This is a genomic window from Streptomyces sp. NPDC050263, from assembly GCF_040655955.1.
Taxonomy (GTDB): Bacteria; Actinomycetota; Actinomycetes; order Streptomycetales; family Streptomycetaceae; genus Streptomyces.
In genome coordinates this window covers 1-16641 of sequence record NZ_JBFAKW010000178.1, presented here as the reverse complement: position 1 = coordinate 16641, position 16641 = coordinate 1, and the positions used below count along the sequence as shown (strand labels likewise).

Below are 16641 nucleotides of genomic sequence, written 5' to 3'. Positions count from 1 at the left end.
CCTCGTAGCGGAGCTACTAGGGCTTTCGCCCGGTGCGGCGAGAGTGCGTGCCGGGCGTCGCGACGCCGCGGAGATCCATCAGAAGCCCCCTAGGCATACCACTCCGGATCCCTGCTCCCGAGCCGCCGCCGAAGATAGTCCTCCAGGCTGTTCGCCGCCCACCGCCGACTGTCCGTCTCGTGATCCCAGACGAAGACGTCCGACCGCTCGGGCTTCACCACGAAGGCGAAGAGATCGCCGTTGCCGACCTCCCCGAAGAGCAGCAGCGGATCGAACGGCATGTAGAGGCCCCGGAATTCGGCCGAACTCCGGAACTCGAGATTCCGATCCACGACTTCCCCGACCGAACACACCACACCGGCCCCGAACTTGTCGCGAGCCCCGTCGGCCATGCGCCAGAAATCCTTCAACGCGGCAGGAAGCGAATGCCCCAACACCACTTCCGCAACCCGCATCTCCTCCTCGCACCCGGGTCCGCCCGCCACTTCCACGTCCCCCGACAGCGAGGAGATGAGCTCGATCCACATGTGCTCATCCTTCATGCTTCCGCCCCACGCACAACCCCCGTCACACAGCCGTTTCCCTGTCAGGACCCGTTCCCGCGCCGATTGATCGCCGTCAGGTCGATCTCGATGTCGAACGGGAGGGAGACCTTGAGGCGGTCGTGGAAGATGCCGGTGAGACCGTAGAACTTGGTGGCCGGGTCGAGTTCGTAGACGTAGACGACGGGGAAGCCCTTGTCTTCGTCCTGCTCGACCCGCCAGAAGTGCGGCACGCCCGCTGCCGCGTATTTGCGGGGCTTGACTTCACGGTCACGCTCGCGTGAATCGTCCGAGACGACCTCGACCGCCAGGAGAATGTCCTCGGGCCGGTACCAGGTCTGGTCCGGGCCGGTCACCGCGTCCACCAAAAACACGACGACGTCCGGCTCGGGGCGGTTCTTCGGGTCCAGCTTGACCGTCATCTCACGGTCGACGTCCAGGTGCTCCGGCGCCTGCGCCAGGAGTGCGTTGTCCAGCAAACGCATCGTCCGACTGTGGAACCTGGTCTGCGGACTCATGAAGACAAGACTCCCGTCGATCAACTCCGTGTGCGGCGGGAGGCCCGGAATCCGGTCGAGGTCGTCCGCGGTCCAGCCGCCGGCGGGCGGGATGGGCCAGCGGTACGCGGGCTCGTCGTCCTGCCGGTCGTCGGATGCGGCGCTCATCAGTGCTCCCATGGGACGGAGTCTCGCCTGTCGATTCAGCGTACCCAGGGGATATGACAGCCGCCTCACCTCAAGGAGTGATCCGGCGTCGAGCCCCCTCCCCACCGCCAGGCGTCGCCGTCTCGGGACCGAACTGCGCAGGCTGCGCGAGCGCACCGGCCTGACCGCGACCCAGGCCGCGGCACTGGTCGGAGCGACTCAGTCACGCGTGAGCGACATCGAAGCGGGACGCTACGGAGTCGGCCCCGACCGCGTCTGCGCCATCGCCCGGCACTACGACTGCACCGACGAACCCTTGATCGACGCCCTCGCCGCACTGACCGGCGAACGTCGGCGCGGCCGGTGGGAGGAGTGCCGCGACATCCTCTCCCCTCGCGCCCTGGATCTGACCGAGGTCGAGCACCACGCCACCGCACTGCGCGTGGCCCACGTCATCAACATCCCCGGCCTGCTCCAGACCCCCGACCACGCCCGCGCCTTGTTCGGCCACACCGTCCCGCCGCTCAAGCCGCACGAGATCGAACACCGCGTCTCACACCGCATCAGGCGCCAGGAGATCCTGCACCGCGAACAGCCCCCGCCCTACACGGCGATCATCCACGAGGCCGCACTCCGCATGCGCTTCGGCGACCGCGACACGATCCGGGCCCAGCTCCACCATCCCAACGAGATCAGCGAACTGAACCACGTCACGATCACCGTCATCCCCTTCGAGAGCGGCCCCTTCCACCCCTCGGTCCAGGGCATCGACTACTTCCACGGCGCTGTACCGCAGCTGGACACGAGCTGCCGGGTTCCGGCACCGAGGTCGTCACGCCGCAGTCGTACTGGCAGACGCGGATCGCCATCGGCTGAGGCCGCGCGGGCACACGCCGAAGGCCCCCTCCCGGAAGGAGTGGGGCCCTCGGTGGGTGGCTGTGGAGAGGATGCAGTCGATCAGGGCCCGGATGCCGAGGTTGCCGCGGCACAAAACCGTCCCGGTGAAGCCGGGGTGGGATTGCCCCGGTTTGGGCGACAGGTACCTAATCTGATCGCATGCCAGACAACCAGTCGTACGACCTGCTCGGATTCGACAACGTCCTGCTGCCCGTCGGCGATCTCGGCGAGGCCGTCGGCTTCTACGAGCGGGCCGGGTTCGCGGTGGCGTTTCGGCTCGACGAGGCCGGGATCGTGTTGCTGAAGGTCGGAGGCGAGACGCCGGGGATTCTGCTGCGACAGGAGGACGGGCTCGGGCATCGGCCGCCGGCGTGGCCGTCCACGCGTGTGTGGATGGAGGTGCCGGACGCCCGGGCGGCGGCCCGGCGGCTGGCCGGCGCCGGGATCGCCGCGCTCGATCCGCCGTTCTCCGTGGCCACCGGGTGGACCGTCGAGGTCGCGGACCCGTGGGGGAACGTCCTGGGGTTCACGGACTACTCCAAGCGGCCCGAGCTCGGACGCCGACCCGGGTGAGCAGACCCGGTCGAGCCGCCCGGTTGAACGTGTTCAAAAACAGGTCTACAGTCTTCCCTGTCAGCGTTTTGAACGTGTTCAAGAACGCGTTCGGCCACGCGTTCGCGTGCCGGCGTTCACGAAAGGGTGGGGAACATGGACCGCACGGTCATCGCCTACGTCATCTACCTCGTCGTCAGCATCGGACTGACCGTCTGGGTGGCCAGGACCCTCAGTCGCAACGGGCGGATCTTCCTCGCCGACGTGCTCCAGGGGAACGAGAAGCTCGCCGACGCCGTCAACCACCTCCTGGTGGTCGGCTTCTACCTGGTCAACCTCGGCTTCGTCGCGCTCTACCTGAGCGGCGACGACACGATCGAGGACACCCGCGGCATCTTCGAGGCCCTGTCGACCAAGGTGGGCGTGGTGCTGCTGGTGCTCGGCGCGATGCACCTGGGCAACGTGTACGTGCTCAACCGGATCCGGCGGCGCGGGATCATGGAGCGGGAGCAGCTCCCGCCGGTCGCCCCGCAGGGCTGGGCCACCCCCTCGGCGCCCACGGCCGGGGCGTGACGACCATGGCCGCCGAACAGGCCGCCTCCGTCGACCGGGACGCCCTGCGCGTCCCGGTCCGCGGGCTCACCGTCCTCTACGACGCCGACTGCTCCCTGTGCGCGTTCCTGCGCGACTGGCTGGGCCGGCAGCCGCAGCTGGTGCCGCTGGAGTTCGTGCCGGCGGCCTCCGCCGAGGCCTGCGCCCGCTTCCCCGGGCTCGACCACCGCGCCACCCTCGACGAGATCACCGTCGTCGGCGACTCCGGGCAGGTCTACACGGGCGCCGCCGCCTGGATCGTGACCCTGTGGGCGCTGCGCGAGCACCGCCCGATGTCCCACCGGCTGAGCACGCCCGCCGGGGCGAAGGTCGCGCGGGCCGTGGTCCTCGCCGCCGCCAAGTGGCGCGACGGGCAGGGCGCGGGCTGGGGCGGGGGCGTGTACCGCCGGGGCGACGGGTGGTCGTACGACCCGCACCAGGGCTGGGCCTACCACCCGCCCACCTGTGCCGACGGCTCCTGCTCCACTCGTTAGGCTCCCTTCCGTGCCTGCGAACATCGAGAACCCCGGCGAGGACGCCGACCGTGGCGGCGCCGACCGTGGCGACATCGGCCACGACGACGCCGCGCCCGTCAGCAAGTCCGAGCAGACCCGTGCCCTGATCCTGGAGACGGCGATGCGGCTGTTCCAGGAACGCGGATACGACAAGACGACGATGCGGGCCATCGCCAAGGAGGCCGGGGTCTCGGTCGGCAACGCGTACTACTACTTCGCCGGCAAGGAGCACCTGATCCAGGGCTTCTACGACCGGCTCGCCGCCGAGCACCGGGCGGCCGTCCGGGACGTCCTGGCGCGGGAGACGAGTCTGGAGGCCCGGCTGGCGGGGGTGCTGCGGGTCTGGCTGGACGTGGCGACGCCGTACCACGAGTTCGCGGTCCAGTTCTTCAAGAACGCGGCCGACCCGGACAGCCCGCTGAGCCCTTTCTCCGCCGAGTCGGAGCACGCGCGCGTGGAGGCCATCGCCGTCCACAAGGAGGTGCTCGCCGGGTCGAAGGCGAAGGTGCCGGAGGAACTGCGGGAGGTGCTGCCGGAGTTGATGTGGCTCTCGCAGATGGGCCTCGTCATGTACTGGATCTATGACCGTACGGAAGGGCGCGAGCGCAGTTACCGGCTGGCCCAGCGGGGTGCCCGGCTCACCGCGCGGGGCGTGGCGCTGGCCCGGTTCCGGGTGCTGCGGCCGCTCGTCCTGGAGGTGCACGACCTGTTCACGGACTTCCTGCCCGGCATGACGAACGCCCTGCCGGATCCGGCAGGGCGTTCGGGCAAGGCCGGTCGACCGCTCGACCGACCTCTCAGTTGACCTCCGACATCTCCGTCAGCTCCACGTCGTGCACCAGCGGTTCCCCGGCCACCGTCACCTGGCGGGCCCGGGAGTCGAACGACTCGGCCGTCGCCGCCAGCAGGTACGTCCCCGGGGACGGGACCGAGACGATGTAGGAGCCGTCGGCCAGGGACGTGACGCGGTCCAGCTCCCGGCCGCCGGTGGACCGGAGGGTGACCACCGCGTCCTCGACCGGGTCGCCGGCCGTGTCCCGCACGAAGCCGTGGACGACGGCGGACGGGCCCTCGCCCGTCTCGGCCGGCGCGGCGGCGGCCTCCTCCTTGGGCTCGACCGCGAGATGCGGCAGCCGCTTCTCCAGCCAGCCCGGGAGCCACCAGTTGGAGTCGCCGAGCAGATGCATCGCGGCCGGCACCAGGGCCGTGCGCAGGATGAACGCGTCCAGGGCGACCGCGGCGGCGAGGCCGACGCCCGCCATGGCCGCGCCCGCGTCGCCGCTGAGCACGAACGCGAGGAACACGCAGACCATGATCAGGGCCGCCGAGTTGATGACCCGGCCGGTCTCCGCGAGGCCGACGCGGACCGCGCGGGCGTTGTCGCGCGTGTGCACCCATTCCTCGTGCATCCGGCTGACCAGGAAGACCTGGTAGTCCATCGACAGGCCGAAGAGCAGCGACAGCATGATGACCGGCAGGAAGGCGTTGATCGGCCCCTCCTTGCCGAGGCCGAGCAGTTCCAGGCCCCAGCCCCACTGGAAGATCGCGACGAGGACGCCGAAGGAGGCCGCCGCCGCGATCAGGTTCATCACGGCCGCCGTCAGCGGCACCACCAGGGAGCGGAAGGCGACCAGGAGCAGCAGGAAGCCCAGGCCGATGATGGTGGCGACGAACAGGGGCAGCCGGTCGCCGGTGACCGTCGCGAAGTCCTTCGAGACGGCCGTCACCCCGCCCACGTGGGCCTCGGCCCCCGCCTGGGCGACGACGTCGTCGCGCAGCCGGTCGATGAGGGCGTCGGTCTCCTCGGACTGCGGGGAGGTCGTGGGCACCACCTGGATGACCGTGACGCCCTGCGCGGGCGGCAGCGCGGCCGCCTGGGCGACGCCGGGCGTCGCCTCGATGTCCTTGACCAGCGCGGTGGTGTCGCCGCCCTGCACGACCACCTGGAGCGGGCCGTTGAAGCCCGGCCCGAAGCCCTCCGCGAGGAGGTCGTAGGCCTTGCGGGTGGTCGTCGTGGCGTCGTCGTTGCCCTGGTCGGTGGCGCCGAGGCGGAGCGACAGCACGGGCAGGGCGAGGACGGCCATGACGGCGAGCGCGAGGACGGCGACGGTCCGGGGCCGACGCTGGACGCCGGCCGACCAGCGCGCCGCCGGGCCGCTCGCCTTCTCCGGCTCGGGGCCGGTCGCCTCGAGCCGGCGCCGCTGCCTGCGGCTCAGCACCCGCCCGCCGAGGAAGCCGAGCAGCGCGGGCAGCAGGGTCGTCGCGGCGAGGACGCTCAGCACCACGGTCAGGGACGTGCCGATGACGACGCCGTCCAGGAAGCGCAGGTTCGTGACCAGCATCCCGGCGAGCGCGATGCACACCGTGCCGCCCGCGAACAGCACCGCGCGGCCGGAGGTGTCGAGGGCGGTGACCGCCGACTCCTCGGGGTCCAGGCCGCGCAGGACGCCCTTGCGGTGCCGGGTGACGATGAACAGGGCGTAGTCGATGCCGACGCCGAGGCCGATCAGCGAGGAGAGCAGCGGGGCCAGGTCGGGGATGTCGGTGACATGGCTCAGCAGCTGGGTGCCGAACAGGCCCATGCCGACGCCGAAGATGGCGATGGCGAGCGGCAGCAGCATCGCGAAGAGGGAGCCGAAGGCGAGGAACAGGACCACGGCGGCCGCCCCGAGGCCGACCATCTCGGCGAGGCCGGTCGGCGGTTCCTGCACCCGCATGATGGCCTGGCCGCCCAACTCGACCTCCAGGCCGCCGCGTTCGGCGCCCTGAGCGGTGTCGACGACGTCCTGGACGAGTTCCTTGGGCACGGCGTTCGCCTGCTCGGTGAAGGTGATCTGGGCGTAGGCGATCCGCCCGTCGCCGCTGATCTGCGCCGAGCCCTCCGCGGCCGTGTCCCCGGCCGCCGCGTACGGGCCGGCGACCTGGCCGACGCCCTTCATCTTCGCTATCTCGTCGAGCGCGGGCTGGATCCGGGACTGCACGTCCTTGTCGCGGACCGAGCCCTCGTCGACCTTCCACACGACGGTGTCGGTGTCGCCCGCGCGCGCGGGGAACGCCTTCTCCATCAGGTCGTACGCCTTCTTGGAGTCCGTGTCGGGGAGGGAGAAGACGTTCGCGTAGTCCGTGCCCGCCGTCGAGGCCGAGAATCCCAGGCCGAACAGCGCCCCCACCCACAGCAACAGGACCACCAGCCGATGCCGGTAGCACCAGCGTGCCAATGCCGCCACGATTCGAGCTCCTCACGCAGAGTCGGATGGTCCCCCCAGGTCCTGGCAACAGGATCGACAGCGGCACACGCGTGTGGACACGGCACGCCCATGACTCTCAAGGAACTCCAAAGACCGTTCCGGCCCGGCTGTCGGCGGCCCGCCCGATACTGGGGGCATGACGACGGCCCAAGGCACCGTGCTGGTCGTGGAGGACGAACCGAGCATCGCGGACGTCCTCGCCATCGCCCTGCGCTACCACCGCTTCGAGGTCATGATCGCGGGCACCGTCCGCGAGGCCCTCGCGCTCGCCGACCGCACCCGGCCCGACGTCGCGCTGCTGGACGTGATGCTGCCGGACGGCGACGGCCGGGCGCTGGGGCGTGAACTGCGCGCCCGCAGGCCGGAACTGGCGCTGGTCTTCCTCACCGCGCGGGACGCGCCGGCCGAGATCGTCGGCGCCCTCGGCTTCGGCGACGACTACATCACCAAGCCGTTCGACATCGACGTGGTCGTCGCGAGGATCGCGGCGGTCCTGCGCCGGACGCGGCCGGCCGACGTCCTCCCGCAGCGGCCGCCGCTGCGGTACGGCGATCTGGAACTGGACGACACGACGTACAGCGTGCACCGCGCGGGCCGCTCGGTCGAGCTCACGCCCACCGAGTACGCGCTGCTGCGGTTCCTGGTGCGCAACGGCGGCCGGATCGTGCCCAAGGAGCAACTCCTGCGGCACGTCTGGCAGTACGAGCACACGCCGCCGGAGTCGACGGTCGTCGAGACCTACATCAGCTATCTGCGGCGCAAGCTGGACGGCTTGGGAGCGCCGGTGATCACCACGCGGCGGGGCGTGGGATACGGGCTGGCATGAGGCGGGCGCACCGGCACGGCGTCCACTCCCTGCGGATCAAGCTGACCGCGGCGAACGTCTTCCTGCTCGCGCTCGGCATCGTCGTGGCCACCGCCGTCAGCCTCATGGGGATGCGGCACTATCTGCTCGGCCAGGTGGACGCCCAGCTGACCAAGATGCGTGATTCGCTGGGCAGTTCGCAGCTGACCATGCGGGAGATCGACTCGCTGAGCGTGCTGAGCGTCGTCAGCGACCGCTTCGCGCCCCGGGCGACGGACGCCCGGCCGACCCCTGACTCGATCTTCACCGCCGTCGACAGCGAGGGCACGGTCCTCACCCTCTTCGACATCAGGCCCACCGAAGCCCAGCACGGCCTCGCGGACGCCGTGCCCGACCCGCGCGCCCTCGCCGCCGACAGCGGCCCGCACGACGTCAGCGTGCACGGCGCCGACTACCGGGCGACGGCGACCCGGCTCCCCGACGGCACGTACATCCTGCTTGCCACCTCCACCGAGGGCCTCCACAGGGGCATAGCGAAGGCCCTGAAGCTCGACGTCGCCGTCGGCACGCTGCTGCTCGCCCTGCTCGCCTGTCTGACCCTGTTCAGCGTGCGGCGGCGGATGCGGCCGCTGGAGGACATGGTGGAGACGTCGTCGGCGATCGCCGAGGGGGACCTGACCCGGCGGGTGCCCTCCAACCACCACCCCACGCAGGAGGTCGAGCAGCTGCGGCTCGCCCTGAACTCCATGCTCCGCCAGGTGGAGACGGCGTACCGCACGCGCGAGCGCAGCGCGGCCCAGCTGCGCCGCTTCGTCGCCGACGCCTCGCACGAACTGCGCACCCCGCTCTCCGCGATCCGCGGCTATCTCCAGCTGCTGGAGCAGGGGATGCTGGTCGAGCCCGGGGAGCGCAGACGGGCCTGGGACCGGATGAACGGCGAGGTGGACCGCATGGGCCGGCTCGTCGACGAGCTGCTCACCCTGGCCCGTCTCGACCAGCGGCCCGAGCTGCGGTTGCGCAACGTCGACGTGAGCCGGCTGGTGCGGGACTCGGCGCAGGACCTGCGGGCCCAGCAGCCCGGGCGGCCGGTCACGGTGGAGGCCGACGGGGCCGTGCTGGTGTGGGCCGACGAGTCGGGGCTGCGGCAGGTGCTGGGCAACCTGGTGGCCAACGTCCGTACGCACACGGCGGCCGAGGTGCCGGTGCGGCTCGCCCTGGAGCGCGCGGACGGCGTCGTACGACTGTCGGTCGAGGACAAGGGGCCGGGGCTGGGCGCGGAGGACGCGGCGCGGGTCTTCGACCGCTTCTTCCGGGCCGGCGGCGGCGCGGGCAGCGGGCTGGGCCTGGCGATCGTGCAGGGCGTGGTCCGGGCCCACGGCGGCGAGGTGAGCGTGCGGACGGCGCGGGGCGAGGGCCTGGAGGTGACGGTGACCCTGCGGACACGGCCGAAGGGGTGTGAGTAGGGCCTGTCCGGCCGAGCAGGTCGCAGGAGATGGCGGTGCCTCGGTAGAGCCGGTGAGCGGGGGGCACCCCCTCTGGGGGAGCGGGCCACCCCCCGCGTCTGCGGCGTGATCGGCCGGACAGGCCCTGAACAGGCCTCAGGGTGCGGCGGGTTCGGTGACCAGGGCCCAGACCGTCTTGCCGTGGCGGCCCCGGCTCCAGACGCCCCACGCGGCGGCTATGTGCTCCACCAGATGCAGGCCGCGGCCGTGTTCCTCCCACTCCCCGACCGCCCGCAGCCGGGGTTCGGCCCGGCCCTCGTCGGAGACCTCTATCAGGCAGGAGCCGTCACCGAGCGCGGTGACGGCCACCTCGAACTCCCGCTCCCGCAGCGGTCCGTGGCGTACGACGTTGGTGGTCAGCTCGGACACGACGAGGACGGCGTCGGCCAGCGCCGGGTCCTCGGGGCCGTGCCCCCAGTCGGCGAGATGGTCGCGCACCCGACGCCGGGCGAGGCCGACGGACGCCGGATGCCGGGGCAGCCGGAAGGAGTTGCGTCTCAGCACGTCCGCTCCTCACCTCCTCACCTCCTGCACACCTCCGTCACATGGTGCCGCGTCGGGTGCCTGCCCGGTGCGGTGGGTGCGCATGCCCGCTCACGGGATCAAGCCCGTGACACGGGGCGAGTTGGCTCAGATCCAGTCGAGCTTCCACAGCCGGAACACGCCGTTGCCGTCGGCCAGGTACTGGCCGCCGCCGACATCCGAGCTGGTGACGACGTACTCCTTGCGCTGCCACAGCGGGATGACCGGCACGTCCTCGGCGACGACCTGCTGGAGGTCGCGGAAGTCGCCGTCGACCCGGCTGCGGTCGGCGAACTGCTGGCTCCGGGCGATGTAGTTGTCGACCTTCTTGTTGCTGTAGCCGGTGCTCATCGTCGAGTCGGTGCCGACGAGCGGGGCCGCGAAGGTGTCCGGGTCGGGGTAGTCGGCGACCCAGCCGACGGCGTACGCGTCGAGTTTGCCGGTGGCCCAGCGCTTCTGGAAGTCGGTCCACTCGTAACCCTTGACGTTCACCTTGAACAGGCCGCTCGCCTCCAGCTGCCGCTTGAGCTCGGCGGCCTCGGCCGCCGCGGAGCCGCTGCCCAGGCCGTAGCCGTAGGTGAAGCTCACCGGAATGCTGACGCCGGCCTCCTCCAGCAGCTTGCGCGCCTTCTTGGCGTCCGGGGCCGGATAGCTGTCGAAGAAGGAGGTGGTGTGGCCGGTGATGCCGGTCGGGATGAGCGAGTACAGCGGCTCGACGGTCCCGTCGTACACGGTGGACGCGAGCTGATCGCGGTCGATCAGCCAGGCCAGCGCCTTGCGGACGTCCGTGTCGTGCAGCGGCGAGCCGGAGCGGGTGTCGAAGTACAGGTTGCGGGTCTCGGAGCTGTCGGCCTCGGTGACCCGCATGTCGGGGTCGCTGGCGTTGAGCGCCGCGAGGGTCTTGGGCGGCAGCTGCCGGGTGGCGGCCTGCACCTCCTTCGCCTTCCACGCCTTCTCCAGGGCCTCGGGGTCGGCGAAGTAGCGCAGCTCGATCGGCGCACCGGTGGCCACCGCGCCCTTGTAGCCCGAGTTGGGCGACAGGACGACCTTCTTGCCCTTCGAGTACCCCGTCAGTTCGTACGGGCCGGTGCCGTCGACATCGTTGCCCTTGCGCAGGGCGTCGGCCGGGTAGCGGGTGTGGTCGACGATCGAGCCGGCTCCGGTGGCCACCTTGAACGGGAAGGTGGCGTCCGGCGACGACAGATGGAAGGTGACGGTCATGCCCTTGGCGTCCACCGACTTCAGGGTGGAGAACAGCGACGCGGGACCGACGTCCGAGTTGATCTTCTTGACCCGGTCGAAGGAGAACTTCACGTCCTCGGCCGTCACCTTGCCGCCGTCGGTGAAGGTGAGGTCGTCGCGCAGCTCGCAGGTGTACGTGGTCAGGCTGCCCTTCGCGAAGGAACAGCTCTTGGCCGCGTCCGGCACCGGCGAGACGCCGCCGGGCTCGTACGTCAGCAGCGACTGGAAGACGTTGCTGAACAGCGCCCAGGATCCGGCGTCGTAGGCGCCGGCCGGGTCGAGCGAGGTGACGGTGTCCGTGGTGCCGACCTTGATGGTCGCGTCGCTCGTTTCCTGCGAGGGCAGCAACTGCCAGCCGCCCACTGCGACGACCGCGAGAACCAGCAGCGTCACGAGTATCCGCATGCGAACCGATCGCATGGTGGTGCCCGCCTCCCGGCCCGCTAGACCGGGCCCAGTCCATAAAAAAAGTGCCACTCCCCATGGCGGCGGGCTCACCTAATCACACGGGTTTCACGCGATGGAAGAGGAATCGGTCGACATGAGAAAACCCTTACCCACGTCCTGTTTCGGCCGGGTTTCACAGCTCGTTCTCAGGTTCTCCGTCAGGTCCGCGTCGACGCCAGTTCGATCACCGTGATATCGGAGGGAGCGCCCACGCGCGTGGGCGGGCCCCACGCGCCCGCGCCCCGGGACACGTACAGCTGCGTGTCGCCGTAGCGGTCCAGACCCGCCAGGGTCGGGTTCTCCGCGGCGGCGATCAGGTTGCCTGGCCAGAGCTGGCCGCCGTGCGTGTGGCCGGACAGCTGGAGGTCGACGCCGTGGCGCACGGCGTCGTGGATCTGCACGGGCTGGTGGGCGAGGAGCACACACGCGCGCGTGGTGTCACGGTCGCCGAGCGCCCTGGTGAAGTCGGGGCCCTCGCCCTCGCTCTCGCCCGCGATGTCGTTGACGCCGGCCACGTCGAACCAGGGCAGTTCGGTGCGGGCGTTCTCCAGGGGGTTCAGGCCGAGCCTGCGCACCTCCTCGACCCACTGCTCGGCACCGGAGAAGTACTCGTGGTTGCCGGTGACGAAGAAGCTGCCGTGCCGTGCCTTCAGCTGCGCGAGCGGGGCGGCCGCCGGGCCCAGGTCCTTGACGCTGCCGTCGACCAGGTCGCCGACGACCGCGATCAGGTCGGGCTGCGTGGAGTTGATCGTGTCGACGACCCGCCTCGCGAAGCCCCGGCCGAGGACGGGGCTCAGGTGGATGTCGCTGACGACCGCGATCCGACAGCCGTGCGCGGCACGCGGCAACTTGGCCAACGGCACGGCCACCCGCTTGACCCGGGGCCCGCGCAGAACGCCATAGGTGCCGTAACCCACCGTTCCGACAGCAGCCGCGGCCGCCGCCCCACCGACAACCCGAGAGACGAAGAGCCGCCGCGAGAGCCCGGCGCCGGACTCGTCGGCGGCGGGCTTGTCGGCCCCGCCCCCGTCGGCCCCGGCCTCGCCGGAACCCGAACCGTCGGCCCCGGCCCGGTCGGAACCCGTCCCGGCAGGCACGGACCCACCGGCCCCGGCCCGGTCGGAACCCGTCCCGGCAGGCACGGACCCACCGGCCCCACGGGCGTCGGGCAGCGGTCGGTCGTGGTGGGGCGCGCCTACCGGGAGCGGCTTCTGGTCCGGGTGCGGGTGTGGGTGCGGCTCGGGGTGTGGGGTCGGCGTCTCGGCGGTGGTCTTCGCTCGCCTCTCCAGGAAGCGGCGGAGCAGTGGGCGTACCGCCTCGCCGGCGATCACGGCCAGGAGGAGGTAGATCGACAGGGCCAGCCAGAGGAAGCCTGGCCAGGCCAGGACGCGTTGGAGCCAGAAGGGCGCGCCCGTGCGTTCGGCGACCAGGGCACCGATCGCCAGGACCCAGCCGCCCGCGATCAGCCCCGCGCCCCCGCGGCGCGCCCACCCGGGGCCGCGGGTCGTGTCGTGGAACAGCCGGCGCCACAGGTACCAGTTGGCCGCCACGATCACCGTCAGTGCGAACAGCGCGAAGACGATCACCATGGTTACGGCGTCCGTCCGGGCTGTCCGGACCTGCCGAGGGCGCGCAGACCACGCAACCCGATACCCCCGACGACCGTCCCCAATACGAAGGAAACGACGGCGAGCGTCAGGTGCACCCAGAAGTACGCCGTGGGGTCGCCGTCGTCGAACGCGAGCCCGCTGCTGTCCTTGACCAGGTTTTTGACGAAAGTGACCCAGATGACCCAGCTCCACACCCCGAAGGCGAGCAGGAACCAGGAGACGGGGCGGCTGAGCTTCATGCGTTCAGTATCACCGGAGGGTGTCCGGTTCCGTGACCGGGGTGGGGAGGGCGGCGGGACTTCCCGTCGTGTGCCAGGTACTTTCTCCGACGTGCCCGCACCCATGAAGCAGACCGTCAGGCGCGCCCTGCTGGTCACCTCCGCGACCCTCGCGTCCTTCGCGCTCACCGCGCCCGTCTCGCTCGCGGCGCCGAATCCGTCATCGTCGCCGTCGCCGTCATCGTCGCCGTCGCCGTCCGCATCGGCGTCGCCGAAGGCCGGCGTTTCTCCTTCGGTCAGCCCGTCCGTCACTCCCCCGGCGAACATGTCGACCGTGGGCGGCACGCGGCTCGGCCGGGCCGGGACGCAGGTGGCGATCGCCGGGGGCGCGCCGGTGATGCCGAAGGACATCAGCGCGCGGTCGTGGATCGTCGCCGACGCCGAGTCGGGGGACGTGCTGGCCTCGCACAACGCGCACTGGCGGCTGCCCCCCGCGAGCACCCTGAAGATGCTCTTCGCGGACACCGTGCTGCCGAGGTTCCCCAAGACCACCGCGCACAAGGTCGTGCCGGCGGACCTGGCCGGCATGGGGTCCGGCTCCAGCCTCGTCGGCATAAAGGAGGGCGAGACGTATACGGTCCACGATCTGTGGCTCGGCGTCTTCCTGCGGTCGGGCAACGACGCGGTGCACGTCCTGTCGGCGATGAACGGCGGCGTCGCGAACACGGTGAAGGAGATGAACGAGCACGCCGAGGAGCTCCAGGCCCTCGACACGAACGTCGTCTCCCCCGACGGGTACGACGCGCCCGGCCAGGTGTCCTCGGCGTACGACCTGACGCTGTTCGCCCGCTCGGGTCTGCAGAAGAAGGACTTCCGGGAGTACTGCTCGACGGTCTCGGCCAAGTTCCCGGGCGCGACGACGAAGAACAAGAAGGGCAGGACGACCCGCGGGACCTTCGAGATCCAGAACACCAACCGGCTGCTCAGCGGCGACTACGACATGACCCAGTACCCGGGCATCGCGGGCGTCAAGAACGGCAACACGACCAACGCGGGCGCCACCTTCACCGGGGTCGCCGAGCGCAACGGCCGGGTGCTGCTCGTCACGGTCATGAACCCGTCGAAGACGGACCACAACGAGGTCTACAAGGAGTCCGCGGCCCTGCTCGACTGGGGCTTCCAGGCGGCCGGCAAGGTGACGCCGGTGGGTGAGCTGGTCGCGCCGCAGGGCACGGCGGAGGCCAGCGCCCAGCCCGGCGCGAACGCCTCCCCCGAGGCGGCCGGGGAGGCCGGCGGCGCGGGGAACGTGTCGGAGAAGCCGGTCGCGGGCGCGGTGGCGGAGAACGGCTCCGGGGGCATGTGGATCGCGCTGGCGATCACCGGCGGTCTGCTGGTGCTGCTGGCGGGTGGCGCGTTCCTGGTCAACCGCCGCTGGCCGCTGCCGGACCTGGTACGACGTCGTCGCTGACGTCGGTGTCCTCGGGGTTGTCGGGTGCGCTGCCGGTCGCCGTCCAGGACGCGCAGTACAGGACGAGCTTCGAGGTGAAGTTGATCCACAGCAGCAGGGCGATGGGCACGCCGAACGCGCCGTACATGCTCTTCGCGGCCACGCCCTGCATATAGCCGCTGAGCAGCAGCTTCAGCAGTTCGAAGCCGACGGCGCCGAGGACCGCGGCGACGACCAGCCGACGGCGGGTCGGTTCGACGCCCGGCAGCAGCGTCAGGACGTACAGCAGGAGCAGGAAGTCCGCGAGGACGGCGACGGAGAACGCGGCGACGCGCAGCAGCAGGCTGCCCCAACCGGCCTTGTCGATCCCGAGCTGGTCGGTGATCCAGCCGACCAGTGCCGAGGCGACGGTGGAGATGGCGATGGTGAGCAGCACGGCTCCGCCCAGGCCGACGAGCACGCCCGCGTCCTTTGCCTTGCGCAGCACCGGGTTCTCGTCGCTGTCGGGCCGCTCCCAGACCGCGCGCAGACAGTCCCGCATCTGGCCGACCCAGCCGATGCCGGTGAGCAGCAGCACCGCACCGGCGATGAGGCCGATGGCGCCGGCGTTCTGGACGAGGTTGTTGATGTCCAGCTGGTCGGAGATGCCGGGCACCTGATCGGCGATCTTGTCCTGGAGTTCCTGCTGTTGGGACGTGCTCAGCGTGGCGGCGGCGATGGCCGCGGCGACGGTCAGCAGCGGGAAGAGCGCGATGAAACTGACGAACGTCATCGCGGCGGCGAGCCGCGTCCACTTCACCCGGTCCAGACGCTCGTACGACCGCCACGCGTGCGTGGCGCTGAGCCGCGTGACCAACGGCCCGATTCCGGGAAGCTTTTTCAGCCAGTCCATGATCCGACTCTGCCCTGCTCGGGGACACCCGATGTCCTGGTACCCCCATTTCGGGGAGCCAGCGCCCAGCACGGGACGTTCAATAACTGATCGCCCACATATGGGCGATACCTTCACTTTCATGTCTGACGCCTTCGGCCTCCCCCAGTCCCTGCTCGTCCTCGGCGGCACGTCGGAGATCGCGCTGGCCACCGCGCGCCGTCTGATCGCCCGCCGTGCCCGCACGGTGTGGCTGGCGGGGCGCCCGTCGGCCGCCCTGGAGACGGCGGCCGCGGAGTTGCGCGTGCTGGGGGCGGACGTGCACACCGTGCCCTTCGACGCGCTGGACACCGACTCCCACGAGGCCGACCTGGGCAAGGTCTTCGCCGAGGGCGACGTCGATCTGGTGCTGCTCGCCTTCGGCGTCCTCGGCGACCAGGCGAACGACGAGCGCGAGCCGGCGGCCGCGGTGCGGGTCGCGCAGACCAACTACACGGGCGCGGTGTCGGCGGGGCTGATCTGCGGGCGGGCGTTGCAGACGCAGGGACACGGCTCGCTGGTCGTCCTGTCCTCCGTCGCCGGCGAGCGGGCCCGCCGCTCGGACTTCATCTACGGCTCCAGCAAGGCCGGCCTCGACGCCTTCGCCCAGGGCCTCGGCGACGCGCTGCACGGCACGGGCGTCCATGTCATGGTCGTGCGCCCCGGGTTCGTCCGGACGACGGCGATCGCCGGGCCGGCCGAGGAGCCGCTGAGCACGACGCCCGGGGAGGTCGCCACGGCCGTCGAACTGGGGCTGCGGCGCCGCTCGGAGACGGTGTGGGCGCCGGGGATCCTGCGCGTGGTGATGGCGGTGCTGCGGCACGCGCCACGGGCGGTCTTCCGGCGGCTGCCGATCTAGGGGGCTTCTGATGGATCTCCGCGGCGTCGCGACGCCCGGCACGCACTCTCGCCGCACCGGGCGAGAGCACGCACCGAACGCCGCTCCTTC

17 protein-coding genes are annotated in these 16641 nt (G+C 71.0%); 9 read left to right on the top strand and 8 right to left on the bottom strand.

The features are described 5' to 3' along the window. Positions 1-89: 89 nt before the first annotated feature. The gene (locus AB0J04_RS42335) at positions 90-527 is read right to left on the bottom strand and encodes an SMI1/KNR4 family protein (protein ID WP_363174028.1); all 438 of its coding nucleotides are present in this window, start codon (positions 525-527) and stop codon (positions 90-92) included. Between the two features lie 59 nt (positions 528-586). Next, complete coding sequence (locus AB0J04_RS42330) at positions 587-1207, bottom strand: Uma2 family endonuclease (RefSeq protein WP_363174027.1); 621 nt, start codon at positions 1205-1207, stop codon at positions 587-589. On the opposite strand from AB0J04_RS42330, the gene AB0J04_RS42325 reads away from it, so the two are divergent. From AB0J04_RS42325 to AB0J04_RS42305, 5 genes are all read left to right on the top strand, one after another. Continuing rightward, a complete protein-coding gene (locus AB0J04_RS42325) occupies positions 1152-2387 on the top strand; it encodes a helix-turn-helix transcriptional regulator (RefSeq protein ID WP_363174026.1) in 1236 nt (411 codons plus the stop codon). The two genes, AB0J04_RS42330 and AB0J04_RS42325, sit on opposite strands and share 56 nt — an antisense overlap. Further along, on the top strand, positions 2288-2656 hold the full coding sequence (locus AB0J04_RS42320; RefSeq protein ID WP_363174032.1) for a VOC family protein: 369 nt from the start codon (positions 2288-2290) through the stop codon (positions 2654-2656). The genes AB0J04_RS42325 and AB0J04_RS42320 overlap by 100 nt, the downstream gene beginning before the upstream one ends. A 135-nt stretch (positions 2657-2791) precedes the next feature. Then, a complete protein-coding gene (locus tag AB0J04_RS42315; RefSeq protein WP_351908693.1) occupies positions 2792-3208 on the top strand; it encodes a hypothetical protein in 417 nt (138 codons plus the stop codon). Positions 3209-3213: 5 nt separating this feature from the next. Beyond that, positions 3214-3720, top strand: a complete 507-nt coding sequence (locus tag AB0J04_RS42310; protein ID WP_363174031.1) for a DCC1-like thiol-disulfide oxidoreductase family protein — start codon at positions 3214-3216, stop codon at positions 3718-3720. Positions 3721-3793: 73 nt separating this feature from the next. Continuing rightward, positions 3794-4546, top strand: coding sequence for a TetR family transcriptional regulator (locus AB0J04_RS42305; RefSeq protein WP_363174030.1), 753 nt, complete (start codon positions 3794-3796; stop codon positions 4544-4546). On the opposite strand, the gene AB0J04_RS42300 is transcribed toward AB0J04_RS42305, so the two are convergent. Further along, a complete protein-coding gene (locus tag AB0J04_RS42300; RefSeq protein ID WP_363174029.1) occupies positions 4539-6959 on the bottom strand; it encodes an MMPL family transporter in 2421 nt (806 codons plus the stop codon). The two genes, AB0J04_RS42305 and AB0J04_RS42300, sit on opposite strands and share 8 nt — an antisense overlap. A 166-nt stretch (positions 6960-7125) precedes the next feature. Between AB0J04_RS42300 and AB0J04_RS42295 the strand changes: the two genes are divergently transcribed. Together AB0J04_RS42295 and AB0J04_RS42290 are read left to right on the top strand one after the other, a co-directional pair. Continuing rightward, entirely contained in the window at positions 7126-7815 is a 690-nt protein-coding gene (locus tag AB0J04_RS42295) for a response regulator transcription factor (RefSeq protein WP_363174025.1), read from the top strand. After that, on the top strand, positions 7812-9257 hold the full coding sequence (locus AB0J04_RS42290) for a HAMP domain-containing sensor histidine kinase (RefSeq protein ID WP_363174024.1): 1446 nt from the start codon (positions 7812-7814) through the stop codon (positions 9255-9257). The genes AB0J04_RS42295 and AB0J04_RS42290 overlap by 4 nt, the downstream gene beginning before the upstream one ends. Positions 9258-9392: 135 nt before the next feature. Here the strand turns inward: AB0J04_RS42290 and AB0J04_RS42285 are convergent, their stop codons facing one another. The 4 genes from AB0J04_RS42285 to AB0J04_RS42270 all read right to left on the bottom strand — a co-directional run bounded on the left by AB0J04_RS42285 (position 9393) and on the right by AB0J04_RS42270 (position 13356). Beyond that, positions 9393-9800 (bottom strand): ATP-binding protein, encoded by a 408-nt coding sequence (locus AB0J04_RS42285; protein ID WP_363174023.1) that lies wholly within the window; start codon positions 9798-9800, stop codon positions 9393-9395. A gap of 126 nt (positions 9801-9926) precedes the next feature. Continuing rightward, a complete protein-coding gene (locus AB0J04_RS42280) occupies positions 9927-11465 on the bottom strand; it encodes an ABC transporter substrate-binding protein (RefSeq protein ID WP_363174022.1) in 1539 nt (512 codons plus the stop codon). Positions 11466-11665: 200 nt separating this feature from the next. Beyond that, positions 11666-13096 carry a metallophosphoesterase gene (locus tag AB0J04_RS42275; RefSeq protein WP_363174021.1) on the bottom strand — a complete coding sequence of 477 codons (1431 nt, stop codon included), beginning with the start codon at positions 13094-13096 and terminating at the stop codon, positions 11666-11668. A 2-nt stretch (positions 13097-13098) separates the two neighbouring features. Next, positions 13099-13356, bottom strand: coding sequence for a hypothetical protein (locus tag AB0J04_RS42270; RefSeq protein WP_363174020.1), 258 nt, complete (start codon positions 13354-13356; stop codon positions 13099-13101). Between the two features lie 91 nt (positions 13357-13447). Between AB0J04_RS42270 and AB0J04_RS42265 the strand changes: the two genes are divergently transcribed. Then, the gene (locus AB0J04_RS42265) at positions 13448-14803 is read left to right on the top strand and encodes a D-alanyl-D-alanine carboxypeptidase (protein ID WP_363174019.1); all 1356 of its coding nucleotides are present in this window, start codon (positions 13448-13450) and stop codon (positions 14801-14803) included. On the opposite strand, the gene AB0J04_RS42260 is transcribed toward AB0J04_RS42265, so the two are convergent. Continuing rightward, positions 14757-15674 carry a YihY/virulence factor BrkB family protein gene (locus AB0J04_RS42260; protein ID WP_363174018.1) on the bottom strand — a complete coding sequence of 306 codons (918 nt, stop codon included), beginning with the start codon at positions 15672-15674 and terminating at the stop codon, positions 14757-14759. The two genes, AB0J04_RS42265 and AB0J04_RS42260, sit on opposite strands and share 47 nt — an antisense overlap. Before the next feature lie 121 nt (positions 15675-15795). Here AB0J04_RS42260 and AB0J04_RS42255 point away from each other — a divergent pair, with 121 nt between their 5' ends. Continuing rightward, entirely contained in the window at positions 15796-16551 is a 756-nt protein-coding gene (locus tag AB0J04_RS42255; RefSeq protein ID WP_363174017.1) for a decaprenylphospho-beta-D-erythro-pentofuranosid-2-ulose 2-reductase, read from the top strand. Positions 16552-16641 lie beyond the last annotated feature (90 nt).

What these genes read in the sequence shown, in the direction of transcription:
- AB0J04_RS42280 (WP_363174022.1), bottom strand. Translation starts at nt 11,465, where the DNA reads ATGCGGATACTCGTGACGCTGCTGGTTCTCGCGGTCGTCGCAGTGGGC.
- AB0J04_RS42295 (WP_363174025.1), top strand. Translation starts at nt 7,126, where the DNA reads ATGACGACGGCCCAAGGCACCGTGCTGGTCGTGGAGGACGAACCGAGC.
- AB0J04_RS42270 (WP_363174020.1), bottom strand. Translation starts at nt 13,356, where the DNA reads ATGAAGCTCAGCCGCCCCGTCTCCTGGTTCCTGCTCGCCTTCGGGGTG.
- AB0J04_RS42260 (WP_363174018.1), bottom strand. Translation starts at nt 15,674, where the DNA reads ATGGACTGGCTGAAAAAGCTTCCCGGAATCGGGCCGTTGGTCACGCGG.
- AB0J04_RS42330 (WP_363174027.1), bottom strand. Translation starts at nt 1,207, where the DNA reads ATGAGCGCCGCATCCGACGACCGGCAGGACGACGAGCCCGCGTACCGC.
- AB0J04_RS42290 (WP_363174024.1), top strand. Translation starts at nt 7,812, where the DNA reads ATGAGGCGGGCGCACCGGCACGGCGTCCACTCCCTGCGGATCAAGCTG.
- AB0J04_RS42275 (WP_363174021.1), bottom strand. Translation starts at nt 13,096, where the DNA reads ATGGTGATCGTCTTCGCGCTGTTCGCACTGACGGTGATCGTGGCGGCC.
- AB0J04_RS42335 (WP_363174028.1), bottom strand. Translation starts at nt 527, where the DNA reads ATGTGGATCGAGCTCATCTCCTCGCTGTCGGGGGACGTGGAAGTGGCG.
- AB0J04_RS42310 (WP_363174031.1), top strand. Translation starts at nt 3,214, where the DNA reads ATGGCCGCCGAACAGGCCGCCTCCGTCGACCGGGACGCCCTGCGCGTC.
- AB0J04_RS42255 (WP_363174017.1), top strand. Translation starts at nt 15,796, where the DNA reads ATGTCTGACGCCTTCGGCCTCCCCCAGTCCCTGCTCGTCCTCGGCGGC.
- AB0J04_RS42315 (WP_351908693.1), top strand. Translation starts at nt 2,792, where the DNA reads ATGGACCGCACGGTCATCGCCTACGTCATCTACCTCGTCGTCAGCATC.
- AB0J04_RS42325 (WP_363174026.1), top strand. Translation starts at nt 1,152, where the DNA reads ATGGGCCAGCGGTACGCGGGCTCGTCGTCCTGCCGGTCGTCGGATGCG.